Annotated in this window: 17 protein-coding genes; 10 read left to right on the top strand and 7 right to left on the bottom strand. The window is 33.0% G+C overall.

Features of this window, described 5'->3' with window-relative positions; translation table 11 throughout:
- Window positions 1–379: 379 nt before the first annotated feature.
- The 8 genes from NH26_RS05210 (at window position 380) to NH26_RS05175 (ending at window position 5729) form a co-directional block, all read left to right on the top strand.
- On the top strand, window positions 380–640 hold the full coding sequence (locus tag NH26_RS05210; RefSeq protein WP_044222515.1) for a hypothetical protein: 261 nt from the start codon (window positions 380–382) through the stop codon (window positions 638–640).
- 419 nt (window positions 641–1059) lie between these two features.
- A complete protein-coding gene (locus NH26_RS05200) occupies window positions 1060–1386 on the top strand; it encodes a hypothetical protein (protein ID WP_044222509.1) in 327 nt (108 codons plus the stop codon).
- A gap of 32 nt (window positions 1387–1418) precedes the next feature.
- Window positions 1419–1850 carry a DUF6843 domain-containing protein gene (locus NH26_RS05195; protein WP_071397092.1) on the top strand — a complete coding sequence of 144 codons (432 nt, stop codon included), beginning with the start codon at window positions 1419–1421 and terminating at the stop codon, window positions 1848–1850.
- Between the two features lie 108 nt (window positions 1851–1958).
- On the top strand, window positions 1959–2303 hold the full coding sequence (locus NH26_RS25645; protein WP_199880229.1) for a hypothetical protein: 345 nt from the start codon (window positions 1959–1961) through the stop codon (window positions 2301–2303).
- Window positions 2304–2508: 205 nt separating this feature from the next.
- Complete coding sequence (locus NH26_RS25370; protein WP_084812066.1) at window positions 2509–2748, top strand: RHS repeat domain-containing protein; 240 nt, start codon at window positions 2509–2511, stop codon at window positions 2746–2748.
- 59 nt (window positions 2749–2807) lie between these two features.
- Entirely contained in the window at window positions 2808–3470 is a 663-nt protein-coding gene (locus NH26_RS05185) for a M91 family zinc metallopeptidase (RefSeq protein ID WP_317040993.1), read from the top strand.
- A 3-nt stretch (window positions 3471–3473) separates the two neighbouring features.
- On the top strand, window positions 3474–3974 hold the full coding sequence (locus NH26_RS05180; RefSeq protein ID WP_044222499.1) for a hypothetical protein: 501 nt from the start codon (window positions 3474–3476) through the stop codon (window positions 3972–3974).
- A gap of 93 nt (window positions 3975–4067) precedes the next feature.
- Complete coding sequence (locus tag NH26_RS05175; protein WP_139262886.1) at window positions 4068–5729, top strand: hypothetical protein; 1662 nt, start codon at window positions 4068–4070, stop codon at window positions 5727–5729.
- On the opposite strand, the gene NH26_RS05170 is transcribed toward NH26_RS05175, so the two are convergent.
- The 6 genes from NH26_RS05170 to NH26_RS05145 all read right to left on the bottom strand — a co-directional run bounded on the left by NH26_RS05170 (window position 5724) and on the right by NH26_RS05145 (window position 11412).
- Entirely contained in the window at window positions 5724–6242 is a 519-nt protein-coding gene (locus tag NH26_RS05170) for an NUDIX hydrolase (protein WP_044222493.1), read from the bottom strand. The genes NH26_RS05175 and NH26_RS05170 overlap by 6 nt on opposite strands.
- Complete coding sequence (locus tag NH26_RS05165) at window positions 6242–7330, bottom strand: hypothetical protein (protein WP_139262883.1); 1089 nt, start codon at window positions 7328–7330, stop codon at window positions 6242–6244. The genes NH26_RS05170 and NH26_RS05165 overlap by 1 nt, the downstream gene beginning before the upstream one ends.
- 48 nt (window positions 7331–7378) lie before the next feature.
- Window positions 7379–7867 (bottom strand): hypothetical protein, encoded by a 489-nt coding sequence (locus NH26_RS05160; protein ID WP_139262880.1) that lies wholly within the window; start codon window positions 7865–7867, stop codon window positions 7379–7381.
- A 7-nt stretch (window positions 7868–7874) separates the two neighbouring features.
- Window positions 7875–9905 (bottom strand): putative porin, encoded by a 2031-nt coding sequence (locus NH26_RS05155; protein ID WP_044222483.1) that lies wholly within the window; start codon window positions 9903–9905, stop codon window positions 7875–7877.
- 105 nt (window positions 9906–10010) lie between these two features.
- On the bottom strand, window positions 10011–10466 hold the full coding sequence (locus NH26_RS05150) for a GNAT family N-acetyltransferase (RefSeq protein ID WP_052431961.1): 456 nt from the start codon (window positions 10464–10466) through the stop codon (window positions 10011–10013).
- Complete coding sequence (locus NH26_RS05145) at window positions 10459–11412, bottom strand: YihY/virulence factor BrkB family protein (protein WP_044222478.1); 954 nt, start codon at window positions 11410–11412, stop codon at window positions 10459–10461. Before NH26_RS05145 ends, NH26_RS05150 begins: the two co-directional genes overlap by 8 nt.
- A gap of 124 nt (window positions 11413–11536) precedes the next feature.
- Here NH26_RS05145 and NH26_RS05140 point away from each other — a divergent pair, with 124 nt between their 5' ends.
- Window positions 11537–14383, top strand: a complete 2847-nt coding sequence (locus NH26_RS05140; RefSeq protein ID WP_044222475.1) for a caspase family protein — start codon at window positions 11537–11539, stop codon at window positions 14381–14383.
- Here NH26_RS05140 and NH26_RS05135 read toward each other — a convergent pair.
- Window positions 14380–16542, bottom strand: a complete 2163-nt coding sequence (locus tag NH26_RS05135; protein ID WP_044222472.1) for a hypothetical protein — start codon at window positions 16540–16542, stop codon at window positions 14380–14382. The two genes, NH26_RS05140 and NH26_RS05135, sit on opposite strands and share 4 nt — an antisense overlap.
- Before the next feature lie 436 nt (window positions 16543–16978).
- Between NH26_RS05135 and NH26_RS05130 the strand changes: the two genes are divergently transcribed.
- The gene (locus tag NH26_RS05130) at window positions 16979–17866 is read left to right on the top strand and encodes an MBL fold metallo-hydrolase (RefSeq protein ID WP_044222469.1); all 888 of its coding nucleotides are present in this window, start codon (window positions 16979–16981) and stop codon (window positions 17864–17866) included.
- Window positions 17867–17884 lie beyond the last annotated feature (18 nt).

Genomic DNA, 17884 nt, shown 5'->3' with positions numbered 1-17884 from the left:
ATTTTGAAATATCAATACCAACACTGTACTTTTGATTCATAGTTTTATTGTTTTGGATTGAAGAAAATTTGGATTCTCTTTTATCGCTTTTACTCATAAAATACAGGATAGATATACAATGAAACTTCCTTGGGTACTGTTCTAGCTCGAAAAGAGAAACAAGAAAGTCAATTCCTCCGAAACGATATTATTAGTACTTTATTTCTAATATATCTAGTGTTAAAGCAATACTTTTCTTGTCCCAAATAATATAATTTTCAATTTATGAAAATTGTATTATTCTTTATTTATGTAAAGATATGAGTGTTAAACGCAGTGTCATTCCGAACTCACCAATTGATTAAGTCTTTGACTTTTTCAAGTAAAAACTACTCACGGTTTGATAATAGGTAAAGGTATTGAAGGCGGAGGTAAAATAGAATATAATCAAGGTATTGGAGGAGGACCTAAATCAAATTTTAAAGTTGAAGGATCTGTAGGACAAACATTATTACCAGGAGTTGTAGGTGGAGGTAAATTAGAAGTAGAAAAAGATCAAACTGTTTTATCAGGTTCAGTAGCAACAGGAGCAAAAGGAGGATTAGGTATTGTAGGGGAAATTGGATTAGAAATAGGAATTAGATTAAAATTTAGTCATTAAAAGTTATATTATGTATTTATCAATAAAAAATTACTTTTACTTAAATCGAAGCGTTGGAGTTTTGATCCTCATATTTCTAATTTTTGAAATAATATTTATATTATCTTCATCTGATACAATACGAACATTATTGATATTATTTCCTATTGCTATCTTTCAATTATTAATTCTGAAAATGTTATTTTTAATAAAAGAAATTCAAATAAAAGACAATAAGTTTTTTATAAAGAATGTAATCTTTACTAAGAAACATCATAAAAGTGAATTTATTAAAATTGAGAATGTATTTTTTTTCTACTATAGAATATACTTTAAAGATTGTAATTATATTTTTGGTGTTAATTATAATGTTTTTTTAAAGTCTTTTTTTGAAAAAACAAACATTATTGAAGAATTGACTGACTCTATAAGAAATCATAATGCTACATGATTTGTACCTCTCTGGTATTCAGAACATTAATCGGTATCCTCACTTGACTGTTACAGGGTCATTTACAGGAGATGAGTTTCCAAGTACAGAATCGTTTATCACAGACCAGTCGGGCAAAACAAAATTATTCTTAGGTGCTCAGATGGAAAATGGTGGATTGCATAGTTTGGTTGATGATAATAAGGAAAAGCTGTTTAATGTCAATATGCAGATTATGTTTAACGATAAAGGAAACTTTACAGGTGTTAGACAGGGAGAAACAACTTATTCAGTAGAAGATTGGAATAAGAAAGTACAAACAGACTTTGAAAGATGAGAAAGATGATTTTGTCTTTAATAATATCGTTTATGTTATTTAGCTGTGATAGCGGAGAGCAAGAAATTATTGTTGTTCCAAAAGATTATAAAGGTTACGTGTTAATCATTTTTAATCAAAAAGACGGCATCCCTACAAAGTACGAGGGGAAAAAACGTGTTTATGAAATACCGCAAAATGGTGTTTTAAAAACTCAATTTACGGGAAATGAAGGATGGCGAGAGTTTCCTGAATACTATTACGAGAGAATAACTCCTGATAATAAGTTGCCTTCTTTTGGTGAAATTAAAAAAGTGCCAATTGACACAGTAGTAGGCTTTATAGGAGCTAATGGAACAGTAAAGAAAAGTGCTGAAAGTGAAGAGCGGATAGAGTTTGTCGAGTTTTATATTGGTACAAAATCTCAAATAGAACAGGCACAACAGGAGTTAGAAAAGTTAGGTATAGTAAAATTAGCTCAGTAGTCTCATCTACCCCCACTGTTCGGAGTGTTAAACGCAGTGTCACTCAGAACTCATCTATTGATTAAGTCTTTGACTTACAACATAACGTCAAAAAACAAACATCTAAAAATGAGATACACTCTCTTCTTGCTCTTATTTTTCACAATAGAGGTGTTGCAGGCACAAACCTACCCCTCACTCTCCCAACTAAAACAGCAACAAGCTACTCTCCAACAACAACAATTGGAAGACAGCTTGTTGCAAATGGGAGAAGTGCCACAGTTGGAACCTTTTGTAGGAAGTAGAGTAGGCGTATCAAAAGCCCATGATTTCAATCGTGGGCTAATGATGGATGAAAATTGGAGCATTGCTCCATACCTCACAACAGGACTAAGCTACCGTTACAAACGATGGGGACTAGAAGACTTGTTTGGGTTAAACATCCCCTCACTGTTCGCGAGTGTTAAGCGCTAGCGTCACTCGGAACTTGGTTATTGAATAAGTTTCCGAACTTATAACATCAAACCAAAAAGAATAATAATTCATAAGGTCAATTTTTGATAATCACACATTAAAAATTGATTTCCAACAGAAACGAAGCAATCTTACATTACTCAAAGCATTTAAAGACAAGAGTTGCAAACTCCATCCAGCCAATGCATAATTTGTAAAAGTAGATATTCATAACCAATCACCTGAGTTAAATGTTTACTTTGATGATATCCGAGTATCTTTCAACGACTACATAGTCCAAGAAAACCACTACTACCCATTTGGTATGAATATGGTGGGAATTGAAAAGCAAGGAACACCTGATCATAAATTCCAATACCATGGAAAAGAGAAGCAGGAGGAAATTGGTTTTATTGATTATAGGGCTAGACATTATGATGCTAGTTTGGGACGTTTTTTGTTGTAGATAGATATTCACAAAAATATCAGAATTTAAATTCATACCAATATGTTGCAAATAATCCTATTAATGGTATTGATGTAAATGGAGATAGTATTTTTCTATTTACAGAAGGTGGAAGGTATCATTGGGGGGTAAATAATGATAATAATTATGCCTTTATTAATTCATCAGGAGAAGAATATTCAGGAAATATGAATTTTGTAAACCAGGTTTCTAGTGCTCTTAATAAATTAATGGAAGGTGAAGTAGGAAAATCATTAGTTTTAAGTTTAAGTTCGAATACAACAAGAGGTGTAAGTTTAATGAAATCTAAAAGCAATCAAGCGTCTCCAGAGGGTAATATGGTAGGGTGGAATCCAGATAATATGAATGGAGGAATTGATGTTTTTAATAATACATTAAGAGATCCATTTATTGGTTTAGGTCATGAATTAGCACATATTCAAGATACTTGGGATAAAACGAGAGATGATAGCATATGGTTTTCATATATTAATGATAAAGGTAGATTAGATACTGTTCCAAATAATGAAAAATATGCGACTTATTATGAAAATATGATAAGGAACGAACATAATATTCCTCTAAGAGCATCTTATGGTATTGGACCAAATGAAATGTGGGATAGAAATTCTATGATAATTAATTATATCACAGATGAAAGTTTATTCTATCCAGAAACAAACAACCCTATTATTAATAGACTAAAAATAAATAATGAATAGATTATGAAATATGTTTTATTAATATCATTAATATTTTGTTGGAATAAAATCTTATGTCAAGACTTTGAAAGTATTTCAAATGAAATTTTAAAAGAACAATTAAAATCCAGGAAGAAAAACCATATCTTCGATGAGGATCTAAAATATTTTCATTATATAAGAAAAAAATTGGTTAAGAAAAAAGGAATAGATTTATCGAACTCTTTTTATATAATTGAATTTGTTTATTCCAATAGCTATAATAGATATCATGGTAAAATATGGAATGATAGTGTTGAAATATGTTATTCTTATTTTGAAGGTGATTTTGATTTCAATAATTGGTGGTGTTCTGATTTTATGGTAGATAATTATGATGTTGAGAAGTGGGATTTTAATAAAGTAATTGAAGAGAATAAAAAACTTCGTGAAATAAAATGGTTAGGTGGTGAGGTTAAGTATTATATTTTTGTGACCAAAATTGAAAAGGGGAATAAAATAACTTGCAAATTTTTGATTTTATAATAATTACTCAAACTCTTGTTCGAAGTGTTAAACGCGGTGTCATTTTGAACTAATTTATTCATAAAAGTCTTTAAATTTAACACAAAATATTTTTTGAAAAAATCTCTATTCATATTCCTCCTTCTAATCCACGGGATAACATTCTCCCAAACCTACCCCTCGCTCTCCCAACTAAAACAACAACAAGCTACCCTCCAACAACAACAATTGGAAGACAGCTTGTTGCAAATGGGAGAGGTACCACAATTGGTACCTTTTGTAGGAGGTAGAGTAGGTATCTCAAAAGCCCATGATTTCAATTGTGGGCTAATGGAGGATGAAAATTGGAGCATTGCTCCATACCTCACCTCAGGCTTAAGCTACCGTTACAAACGATGGGAGTTAGAAGCCTTGTTTGGGTTAAATATCTCTTTCAACTCAGACTCTTTGAACTTGGATATCGCTGAGCGTTGGTTAGCAGAAAGCAAGCTAAAATACCGATTGGGAGAACAACGAAAAGGAATGTTGACCTTAGGTCATGGATGGCAAGCACATACCAATTACATCAGTGTAGGAGGAGGTTACGCATGGAAAAACAAGAAAGATAAAATCATCACCTTACATACTGATATCAACTATCACTACCAATACAACGATTGGGGGATATTGGCAGGAGTCACATTAGGTTTTGGAAAAAAAGGAATAGATCAAGTCATAAAAAGTAATCTCAATGGATTTGATCCCAACAAAGAAATCCAAAGTCCAAACTTAAAGCTCCTAGATAAATTTAAGGATATGCAAAATATGTCTTTGGGCGAAGGTATCGGTATGTTGTCAAAAGCGTTAAACATAGGTAATACAGTCACTGTATCGCAACAAGATCCTTTAAAAGTAACGTATTCTCCTTCCATACAATTACCATTAAGCGAAGCATGGAGTGTAGGTATCGGACCAAATATTTCCATGCTCTACGACTCCCTTCAAACGGATTGGTCCTTTGGTGGAAGAGCTTTTGTAAGAGTACAACCTAAAAAGTGGTTGCCCTATTTACAAATAGAATACTATGGTCTTTACGAAGCAGACTCCGTAGCTATATCATCTGAAGGCGTAGCAAAGTCAACCACCTCAAGCTGGAAAAGTGACTTTTTAGTAGGAGCAGGTTACTCCCTCAAAATAGGAAGATTGTTCTCCATAGAAGCCTCCGCCATGCGAAAAACAGGTTGGGTTGATCCCGTCAACGGAAGCCCTTGGCAGTTTCAAATTTCCACCAAAAAAGACATACCCTTTGCTAACCCAGAGTTAGATCAGCTAGAAATTCCTGATGCCACCATAGACTTAGGAAAGTTCTTGAAAGTAGGAGGAGGAATGAACGTTGCCTTAGGAGAATATCCAGGCGTAGAACTTGCCCCTCAGTTGTATAAAACATTGGGAGTCAAAAAGAAAACCAATGTTGGTATATCTCCTTTATTGAGGTATTCAAAAGTAGGTAACAAAGATTTATGGGTGTATGGAGGTCGTTTATTTTCTCAATATACCCCAAAACAAGGATATCCACATTTAGATGCAGAGGTAGAAAGCATGAATGCCTCCGATCCCTCACAAGCAGAATACAAAAGACATTGGTTTCCCTCTCTAAGAGCAGGGACAGGATATACGTATCAATTCGGAGACTTTTTTGGTATCAGTTTTCAATTGTTGTATTCCTTTGTGTATCAAGAAGAAAATAATCCTATTCAGAAAGATCCTTGGGTGTTTAGGGTGGGGTTTAACCTATAAATTAGCTTTTAAATAACTTTCTACAATCACCTTAATAGAACTCAAACCAATCTCATCTACATTCACTTTATCCAAAGGAATAAACTCAATAGCACTTACATCATCGTTGGCTTGTATATTGTCAAAAGTTGCGACCCTACAGACAAAAGCCAAGTCTAACGTATAATAATCGTTGTCTCTAAAAGTATAGGTATTGGGAAAAGAACCGAAATATTGCATTTCGGTGATTTCTAAATTTAGTTCTTCTTTGATTTCCCTTTTTAAGGCGTCTTCTCCTTTTTCGTGGATATCCACAAATCCTCCTGGAAGATCTAAAGTGTCCTTTTGTGGATCAAACTTTCTTCTGGAAAGGAGTAACTCATTTTTTTCGTTAAGAATTAATGCAGCAACAGCAGCAGAAGCATTGATGTATAAGTCAAAGTGACAACTGTTGCAGACGAATCGTTTTTTATCAAATATAAATTCCTTTTTGCCACATTTCGGACAATAGGAGATGCTTTCCTTAAGGTGCATTAAAAAATGAGTTTAAGTGTTCTTATCGTGGCAATAAAGAACGTGAGGAAGCAGAAAAGACCAAAGAAAAGGAGCCATCCTGTATGAGAAAGTAACGATAAAATTACTTGAGTGTTCTCTCTTTCTTTAATGATTTGTTCTTCTGCAGCTTTTAAATTGGGTAACTTATCGTCGGTAAGATGTTGCGATAAATTATTTAAAATGTCTTTTTTGATAGCTCCATCCAATCCATAGATGATGATGGATTTATCGTATTGCCTTAATAAAGTAACGTATTGAGTTAATTCTTTCCACTGTAAAGGTCTTGGGTTCTCCTCCTTACTTAAAGGTTTTTTATCGTTAGCAGAACCAATAATAATGGTATTAAACCCACTTTGATAAGATTTTAATTGTGCTAATGTAAGTACGGTAGAAGTAGTATAATGATTAAATATTTCAATATATTCTTCATCATGTAGAATGTCAAAAGTGCCTGTAATTTGTTTCCAAGAATCTACATTTACCTCACGACCATCTACTAAATATGGCGAGACAATATTGACCGTTTTTAAATTATTTCTGTTAGATAGGTTTCTTAGCTTACCATATTCAATATCTCCTTGGTGTTGGATAGAACCGCTAATCATTCTTTTAAGAATAACTTTTGACACAGAGATATAACCATTATCTACAATTCTTTGGTCAGTAATATAGGGTGCTAAACTTACACACATACTTTTCCATTGGAACCCATTTTTCTGAGACCAAGCAATAAATTGCTCAAACCTTTTAAGGTAAGATTCGGCATTGTGTGCATTGGGAAAATAACCTTCTCCTTTATTCAGAAGGAGCCAAGCATGACATTGTATGCCATTCTCTTTGAATATCTGTAAAGCTTTTGTTCTATCTTTAGAAAAGTCGATTAAACCGATGTAAAGTTCTGCATCAACTTCTTTCAATTTTTTGATAGTGGAAGAATCCTCTGCTATTTCTAAAAGACGAAATCCAGAAGCCTCAGTCATAAAACTGATGTCGACTTTTTTTTCTGCGAAAGCAAAATGTCCTAATAATAGAAGGGTAATGCTCCAAGTAATCGCTAATTTATGCATAAGGGGGTTGGTAAGTTTAACCTAACTTACTAATGTTTTTGTTAACAATCAAGGCTTTTTTCGGATTGTGACATCTAAAATTTGTGCCTGAGAATTTTTTCCTAAACGGTATTTCTTCCAAAAGAAAGGGCGCATTGCTATAGCAATAGCATAAAAAGCTATACCTTGATAAACCTGAATATCCTTTGCTTTTACCGATTCTTCATCCCGATTAATTGCACTAGAAACCAAAAATCCAGTACCAATAAATACGCTACCACCAAAGATAACTCTAGGAAGAATTCTTGCTCTTCTAATTTCAGATAATTCAGATAAAGGAACTTCGGTACCAGTTCTTGAAAGGTAAAAAGATGAATCTGTTAGCGCATAGATTTCATCTCGATAAACTGCTTTTTCTCCAGTCATCTTAAAACGAATTTCGTCCCCTTCGTATAGTTTAATTCTATTTCTACCGTAATTATCGACAGCAATAAAACGTTGAGCGAATAGTGTGCTGCTCAAGCAAAAAAGTAATAGTGTAAAAACTAGGTTCTTCATAATTATTTTATTCAAACATTAACCAACGCACTCCATAAGATAAGCCAAAGCCAGGTCCCATATAACCTGCAGTAGCCCAGTATCCACTTCTTGCGTCTGCTAAATTCATAAGATCGCTTAATCGAAGGAAAGCCATACATCTTCTCATTTTGAAGTTGACAAAAAAGTCTAGATTAAAGTTTCCTTCTGTTTTATAGTCGTTCTGTACATGGAACTGCTGAGTAACTGGGTTAAAAGCATATCCATAATAACTAGAAATAAATCTTGTATCGAAGCCTGTATATAAACTGATCATGCCATCTCTAAATTCTTTAACATAGGAGAGTTCATAAGTGGCAAAAATTTCAGGTGTAGGCATTACCTCTTGATTGTTATTTTGAGTATATACTACCTGTGCTATTTGTTGAATAGGGCCTAATTTAATCTTAAACTTTGTCCCATATCTAGAATAAGTAATATTTTCATCTACTTGAACAGGTCGAGCATATTTATTGTAATAAATATAATTCCCAATATTATTGACCTCTCCAAATACAGAGAAATTACCATTTTCTCCCAATGGTAGTTGAGGTGCTATATATATTTGTTGTCTAGAAATTGGATCCATGTCGTTTTGCCAAGACAAAAATACACTAGAGAACTGTTGTGTAAATAAAGGAGCAAGAGTGTTTTGAAGAACAAATCCTCCGTTTAAATATTTACTTTTTATATCAGCATTTATATTAAATATATTCCCTTTTAAAAGGTCATATTCTGCATGTCCGGTTAACGCACCTAATTTTTTAGGGAGTTGTAATTCAACATCACCCCCAACAAATAATTGTTGGTCTACAGGGATAGGTGTAAAGTCGTCAGAATTTTGTTGTTGATATCTGTAAAAGCGATGTTTTATAAAGCCTGACCAAAAAGTAGGGCCTAATCTACTTTTTACACCCATTTTATTGTCAATATATTCTTTTTTATAGCCTACATAAGGCTTGTCGCCATATTTATAATTTGTATCAACAGGAGGTTGATACCCTGGAGCAAACCCTGCATTATCATCAAGGCTTAATACATAGTTGTATGTGTGGTCATTAAATTGATCATAATACAATCTATTGGTGGCTATAGTACTTTCAGAATTGGCGTATTGATAACGATATTGATTTCTATTAAACTCATGAAATACTTGTAGTTTAGCACTATCTACTAAAGCATATTGATGATAAAGTTGGTAGTTGGTACTCCATTTAAATGAACTCACCCCATCAGGGAAATAGTTGGTAAGCTGCCCTCTTCCTAAAGCAAATAAGTCGTCAGGTGATTGTTCTTCAGTGACTAAACTTTTCATGGCTAATCCACCAGATTCTGGTCCTTCATGGAAATATTGGTAAAAGCTGGCCATTAATTTATACTTATTGTCTTTGGATTCGTATCGAGTATTGAGACCAAATGCGGTGTGAACTTGCCCGTTATAAGAGTTACTGATTTTATCACGACCAATAAGGTAAGGCTCTGAATATCTTTGAAAATAAACTCCAGCAGCCCAATAGGGATCTATGTTACGACCAATTTGCCCGCCAATTTTACCCCTGTTATCTTGTCCAACAACACCGTTAAAATCGGTAACAGGAATGTAAGCGTTGTAATATTGCCATTTATTTAGGTCTAAAGTATATGGGTCAAAAGCTGTGATGCCCATAGTTTGCTTTAAATCTGTGATGGGTAGATCCCAATAGCTTCTTAACGCACTAGCGTTATTACCAAGAGTTTGATGAACGTATCCTTTCTGTCCATGTACATCATAACGATGTAAATGAGTATAAGAAGAGTCCATTACATGTTCTTCGAAGTGTATCTTATAAACGTCATCTTTTGTAAGATACCAAGTAGTATGTGGTCCTTTTAGCCATGAACTATCCTGTTCAAGGGTAACACCATCCTTATTAGGTTCTTGCCCTTCAACTACTTCTTCATCATCTTTATTATCAGTTTGTGCAAAAGTGATGGATGATAGAAAAAGGAAAGATAAAAGTATATAGACTATTCTTTTCAAGATCGATTGCTTCGTAGAAAAAGATATTTTGATATTAAACTTCAAATTTATACTTAAAAGATGAGAAGTAAAGAGGATATTGTAAAAAAAGATAGACTTTAGGGTTTATTTTAACCATTCGTACATATCATAATGTTCTTTTGTCATCCCCATAGCTTTATAAGTGTCTTGTGCTCTTTTATTGTCTTTTTCGACATAGAGACGTAATCCCATTAAATCATCAGCATTATCTACCTCTTCTTTAACATGATTGTACATCATTCTGAATAAACCTTTTCTTCTGTATGTTTCAATTACATACAAAGAATGAATCCATAAAACGTTGCCGCATCGCCAGTCAGACCACTCGTATAAATTTAGCATAGAAGCAATACAAGTATCGCCATCCATAACTAAGACATATCTTCCGAGGTTTTGGTTGTCTATGATGTGTTTAACACCACGTTTTACTGTAGAAAGATCCAATTTATAACTTTCTGTTTCCCATGCCATATCAACCTGAAACTGAGCTATGGTATCAATATGATTACTATCGGCTATTATTAATGTATAATTATTCATTTCCATGATTTATTGTAGATTCAATTCCTTTACCGTATTCTTCTGAATAGACATAAGTAAACTCTGCACCATAAAACATCACTTGTACAGAGTAAAAAGTCCATGCCATGACCACAATTATGGGCGATCCTGCTCCCCAAGAAGAATTGGCTTGAATATGTGTAAGATAATAACGAATACCGTATTGACCGAATTGAAATAAAATGGTGGTTACAATTGCACCTATAAAGGCATCTTTCCATTTGATTTTTACATCTGGGATGAATTTATAGATACTTGTAAAAAGTACTGATGAAATCAAAATAGTCACTAATTGTCGGACAGCATATATAAAATCTACTGTTTTTGTAGTCATCCATTCTCGAATAAAATCAGATAGGAAACTAATGGCTGAGTCAACAAAGATTAATACTATAAATAGTACACCTACAACAAGTAACATACTGAATGCCACTAATCGGTCTATAATGAGTTGTTTGAATTTTTGTTTTCGATTAGGGACCTTCCAAAACTTATTCAAAGCAATCTTTAATGTATGAAATGATAAAGTAGAAGTGAATATTAAAGTGCCAATACTTATGGTAGTAGATATCGTTGGGTTTATCTGTAAAGCCGTCAAACTATTGATCATAGTTTCTAATTCTAAAGCGACAACATCACCTGTGATTAAAGCAATCTCTTCTATCATATCTTCTTTTACTTGTGCCTCATCAAAAAATGTGGTTAACCAAGTAAAAAGCAGGTTCAATGCTGCCGGAAGAGAAATGATGGTGTAATAAGCTAATGAAGCTCCATATATATAAGCATGGTCTAAATTAAATTCTTTCCAAGCAGCTAAGATCAATTTAATTGCTTTAAGAATTACATGACCTAAATAATATTGTTCTAATTTTTGACGGATCAATTGATATAAAAAGTATAGGAAAAAATGAGGTAATGAGTTCATCACCGAAAAAAAATACCACTTTTATTTTAGTGGATGTTGCAAAAATACGATTTTAATTAAAAATGACGGATAATAATTTTATTTTGCATAGACAAAATTAATTTTTTAAGCTTCATAATTCAAAATGAGGATTTCTATATATTCTTTTTATCTGATATTATTAACGTTTTTACCATCAATTGCCCAAGAAAAAGGGCAAGAAATTGTGGTGGATTCTAAAGGGCATACCTCAATTATTAGAAAAGTATTATTTTCTGGAAACAATAAAAAAATCTATTCTGTTTCTGAAGATAAAACGATGAGAGTTTGGGACACAAAATCTCAGCAACTTATCAATACTTTTTGGGGTAATGTAAATGAAGCAGGCAAAGGTGGTGAATATAACGCTCTTTCATTATCACCTGATAATAAACTAATTGCTGTTGGAGGTAATTTAGATCAGCATGAAATTGCCATCCTAAATTTATCTACAGGAGAACAAATTGCCTCCTTACTAGGGCATGAAGGTAAAATTACAGATTTACAATTTTCAGCAGATGGAGAGTATTTAATTTCATCTGGAGTAGATCAAACTGTTCGTGTGTGGTATATGCCTTTTCTTGATAATGAAATTTTCGAAGAAGAACCTTATGAAGAATTAACTATTGAAGAACATACTGATTTAGTATATAATATAGATTTATCAGATGATGGTAGTCGTTTAGTTACCTCTTCGTTTGATGGTACAGTAAAAATGTATTCTATGTCTGTAGGTATGAAAAGTGCCTCGTTAATGAAAGTATGGGAAACAGCAGATAAATTTACCAATGTAGAAATTTCTGTAGATAACAAATTTGTAGTAGCAGGGGATGACCACGGTAGAGTTTATGTATGGAATACTAACGGTACAGAGGTAGCGTCATTAACCGATACTAAAGGCTTTATTACAAGCCTGGATTTTTCTGATAATGATGAATTATTATTGGTAACGGATTCTCAAGGTAGAATAGTATTGTATGATACTGAAGCATGGGAACAACAAAAAAGCTTCAAATCTAAGAACGGAATAGTGTCTTCAGCCCAATTTGCAAACTCATCAAAAGATTATATTCTCGTGGCAAGTGGCCATAAAGGTGAAATGCAATTATGGGATCTAAATCAAGATAAAATTGTAAGAGTTTACACCAATCAATCTAAATATTTTGATTCCATCACTTCTATGGGTGATCATTTATATACTGGACATAATAATGATCAGTATGCTTTTGATTTCACTAAAATGAAATTAATGTTGCACACCTCATCTAGTCAAAAAGGAACTCAGTTGTCTAAGGATGGTTGGTCAAAAGTTGATGATTATACTTTAAAAAATGGTACCCTTGAATTATCTGTTGACCCTAAAAAAGATGGTAAAATTGTTACTTATGGCAAGATCAATAATCAAATAATAGTAAGTAATAAAAAATCATTAAAAGTATTTAGTGAAGGTGGTGAGGAGAAATTTCAATTTATGGGGCACAACAAGCAGGTGAATGCAATGAGTGCTTTACATTCCGATAAATATCTCTTGACTTTCTCTTTAGACCAAACATATAAAGTATGGAACCTAGCAACAGGAGAGCTGTTAGTATCACTTTTTATCTCTAAGAACGATGATTGGGTAGTTTGGTCGCCTCAAGGATATTATTCAGCTTCGGCTGGAGGGGAAAAATATGTAGGGTGGTTAATGAAAAAAGAATTTGGAGATCTTCCTGAATTTAGTGAGATAAGTACTTTTGCAAAAATGTACCATCAACCACAAGTGTTACAAAAAATTTATACTCTCGGAGGATTTCAATCTGCGCAAACCACTTTAGATTTAAAAGAGAAAGAACATGTATTATTAGCAGATGTAAAACCAAAAATAGAATGGATATCACCTCAAGCAGAGGAATTTGTTGTTGACGGTAAGGTGATGGTAGAAGCTATTATTAAAAGTAGTACTTCTGTAAAGACCATAAAATTACTAATTGATGGTCGACCGATTGTTATCAGAGATATTGAGACAACAAAAGAGGGAGATCATTTTAACTATCATGTTAAACATGAATACGCTGTAGGTAATGAGGAAAAGACATTACGCATGTTTATTGAAAATCAAAATTGTAATTGGACTTCTCCACCTAAGGTAATTGTTTCTGAAACAGAAGATGAAACGTTGGATTTAGACATTCATTCCTTACTCAAGGAGGTAGATGTGATTGAAAAGAAAAATCTATATGTTCTTTCAGTTGGAGTTTCAGAACATCAACATGAGGTATTGAATATTAATGGTGCACACAAAAATGCTTTAGCAATATCCGATTTATTTTTAGGACAGCAAAGAGGACATGTTTATAATGATGTAAAAGTGACTAGGTTGACCAATAGCGACGCTGATAAAGCTTCTATATTATTTTCTTTGTCATTTATGAATCAACAAGTTAGTGCCAATGATATAGTAATTGTTTATTTGTCTACACACGGTACCTTTTATAAAGATCAGTTCCATTTAACTACTTATGATACCAATCCTAATTCTTTTTCATCCACCTCTCTAAACTGGAAAGAATTAACGAGTGAGTTATCAAAATTCCCCGCTCAAGTAATATTAATTTTGGATACTCAGCATAATGAAAAACTGGGTGCTATTTTTAAAAATACTCAAAACGTTGAAGGATATAGAAACATATCATCGAATGAAAATGGGGTAGTGGTTTTAGCTGCAGCTACAGGAAAGGAATCATCGTTAAATGAAGAAGCGTCTGATTACAGTATTTTTACTTCTTCTATTCTTAATGGTATATCAAAAGGGAAAGCAGATTATACAGGCAATCAATTGATATCATTGAAGGAATTAGTTTACTATTTATCAAAAGAGGTAAAAGAAAAGTCTGGAGGGAAACAGCATCCCGATTTACTTGTTCCTACAACGCTTCCAAAAATCTATGTAGGCGAGATTAAATCCAATTAGAAACTTACACTAATTCCAGGCCCCACCATCCAAAAGAAAGTATCAGCTTTTAAGAAATACCCAAATCCAATGTAGAGTGGTAAAGATAATTTACGTCCGGGTCTTTGTAATGGATGGACAGATCCTAAGGCTACAATACCTAAATCTCTATCAATGTCTTCATTGTCAGAAAGGTTGAAGGCATTTAAAGCAATGGATCCTACACCAATACGATAAGGTCTAACACGACCTATTGTACCAGGTTTAAAGAACTTAAATTGAGCAATTGCTGAGATACTAATACCACTAATACCAGAAGAAATATCGTCTTCATTGGCTTTTTTCACTAATAAACCGGCAGGGAAGGACAGGTCAATATCAAATTGAGATCTCCTTGAAGCGTAAATCTCAATCTTCTTTTGATAAGACTGTTCAGAATATTTATCTTTTTGATGTGTAATATATATTTCTAGTTTAGTCCAATCCTCAAAACGGTGTGTTTTTATCCCTAGATATTTGTTTAGCGTTACTAGTGGATCTGTACAATTGTTTTTCTCATAGTTAAAGTGCCTAGGAGAAGTTTCTCCAGGACAGATCACAATATTTTCATCTCTAGCCAGTTCTATCAATTGCCCTTGTGGGCCAATGACTCTAACATCTAATGTGATATATTGTTTACCATACAATTGTAAGCCATCAATTTCTTCGGTATTGAATTTAAGTATAACATCAGTGATTGCTTTAGGATAAAAAATCGGCTTTTCGATTTGACTTACAATACGTGGTCCATCACCACAATCGATAGTCACAAAATCAAAGTTTTTAGGAGATTGTTTTTCGGTGATTGTTATAGAATGTCCTGTAAATTCGTTTCCATTGTATATTTTTAATTCCTTTTGGCTAATATTTAAAGGTACACTTATCTGCATGGTTTGCATTTCCATGGTAGTATTTACAGAGTCAATATTTCTGTTACTTAAACCTTCAAAGATATAACGAGCATGTTGCATCTGTTTTCCTGAAAACTTAAGAGAAACGGTTTCACCAGGGAAGACCGACAAGTTACTTGTCCAGTTACGTCCGGGCCTTAAAACTTCGATCGATTCAATAATATTTTTTGATATAATATTAAAGTTGGTAATGAATTTAGCGTCATCACCATCTTTTATATAGAGGTAGCCATCTTGTAGGGTGTGGTAATCGTAAACACGTAATAAACAGAGTGTTTTATTGTTACTCATGTTTCTTTTTGTAAAGAGCTCTGCAATTAAATTGCCCCCTTTTTCTTCTTGATTTTCAATTCTATATGTTTTCTCAAGTTGAAGTTTACGGTTTTGTTGAATTTGTAATTCTATTCCCTCTTCATTTGATTTAGGACCTTCATAAACAATTTCATTCTTATCAGTGGCTAAATAAGTCAAACGAGGTGCTTTTACCTTAAAGTTTAAGGCTAGTGGCATAGTTTCGTATTTCTTTTTCCCATTGATAATATTAGGAATAAGTGTCTCAAAAAGAATTTCAGTAGAAAATGTATTTACAAACTTGGGTAATACACTAATGTAGAGTTTGTTGTCTCTTTCAAAAAGTCTCCAAGAGAGGTCTTTTTGTTCGTGCCAAATATTATCTACCCTTAAATTGTCCCTTCTGTTACTTAGTATTTCATACTCCTTTTCTTCACCAATGTATAATTCTCTTACTTCCGATATTTTTTTATCAGCTATTTCAACAACTGTATTGGTGTAAGGAAGCAATTTTTGCTCATAGGTTATTTCTTGACCGTCAATTGTCCATAAGTTCATGACAAATGATGGCTTAGTGTTTTTTGTTGTTTCTACAAATTGAAGTTTAAACCTATATACATTATCACCTACACTCAAAGGTTCCTCTATTACTTTAAAATCATTGGCATGGATTAATTTTAAATCAGTAATTTTTTCTTCGTTTTTAAGGTACACTCTTACTTCAAAAACTTGCTCAATATCTTCAAAATAAAAAGGTAGGGTTATCTCGCCTCTTCTTCTCCTATCATGAATGCCATGTACAGAAAGAGAGGTTACAGAAGTATCCGCAATAATGTCAATATCTTTGATAAAGAAGTTTGCTTTCTGGGCAAATACATCTTCGGTAATACAAAAAACGAGTATTGATATTACAAAAAATAAACGTAAGCTCGAGTGCATATTGTTAACTTAATCAACCTTTATATTAAGATTGATATTATGAAAGAGTAGTATAAACTTAGGATAATGAAACAATAAGATATTGTTTAACCTTTCTAACTATAAATATAGAATTTTTTAAGGTGAAAAAAGATTAATTGCCTTTTTTCCTATCAGGAATTTAAATTTTATTGTGATTAATAGCAGCATGAATAATGAAGATATTCTCTTATATATGATGTGGTTTTATCCATCTGAGGCAATTGTTTATTTCTTGTAGGTATAAGGAGTCATTATAATAGGTACTACTCAAAAAACATTTCTAGAGTGATCTCATTTTACTTCGTAATTAAATAAATAGGGAAGAGTGATTTAAAATAATTTATCAATGTAATACTAATCATTTTTTGCATTCAAATTTACTCTCATATTTATATTCTAAACATATATAATAATCATGCATAACATTCAACCCATCGATTTAAATTTTTTAGGTTGTGATGAAGCCATCGCTTCCTATTTAATTGAAACTTCAGAAGGTCCTATTTTAATTGAGACCGGTCCTCATTCCACTTTTTCAGTTTTAGAAAAAGCAATCAACCACTTGGGGTATAAAGTGGAAGATATTATGAATGTATTTATTACTCATATTCATTTAGATCACGCTGGTGCTGCTTGGAAATTTGCAGAACATGGTGCAAAAATTCATCTTCATCCTTTTGGGGTAAGACATATGGCTGATCCTTCAAAGTTAATGGCGTCAGCAAAAATGATTTATAAAGAAGATATGGATAGGTTATGGGGAGAAATGCATAATATTCCAGAACATCTATTAATAGCTGTTGAAAATGGCGAAAAAGTCTGTGTTGGAGATGTTGATCTTATTTCTTGGCATACACCGGGTCATGCTAACCATCATATTGCGTGGCAAATAGAAGATTTATTATTTACTGGCGATGTTGCGGGAGTTAAAATTGGAGAGGGTCCTGTGGTTGCTCCTTGTCCTCCTCCGGATATTAATTTAGAGAAATGGCAAGCATCAATTGATTTAATTCGTAAAATTTCTCCTGCTAAATTATACTTAACTCATTTCGGTGTCGTTACTGATGTAGTGAATCACCTCATTGCACTTGAAAAAGACTTATATAAGATGGCAGATATTGTCAAAATGTATATGGAAAAAGACTATTCTCAGGAAAAAATGGAAGAACTTTTCATAACATATGTAAATAATGAGTTAAAAGTGTTAGGTTTGAAGGATGATGCATTAAAACAATATGATGCTGCCAATCCACCCTTTATGAGTGTGGCGGGATTATTGCGTTATTGGAAGAAAAAAAACTAATAAGTCAAATAGATTAAC

Origin of the sequence: Flammeovirga pacifica, assembly GCF_000807855.2 — a bacterium.
In the GTDB taxonomy this organism is placed as follows: domain Bacteria; phylum Bacteroidota; class Bacteroidia; order Cytophagales; family Flammeovirgaceae; genus Flammeovirga; species Flammeovirga pacifica.
Note: the sequence above shows the minus strand (reverse complement) of the source record. Positions and strands in the feature narration are given on the sequence as shown.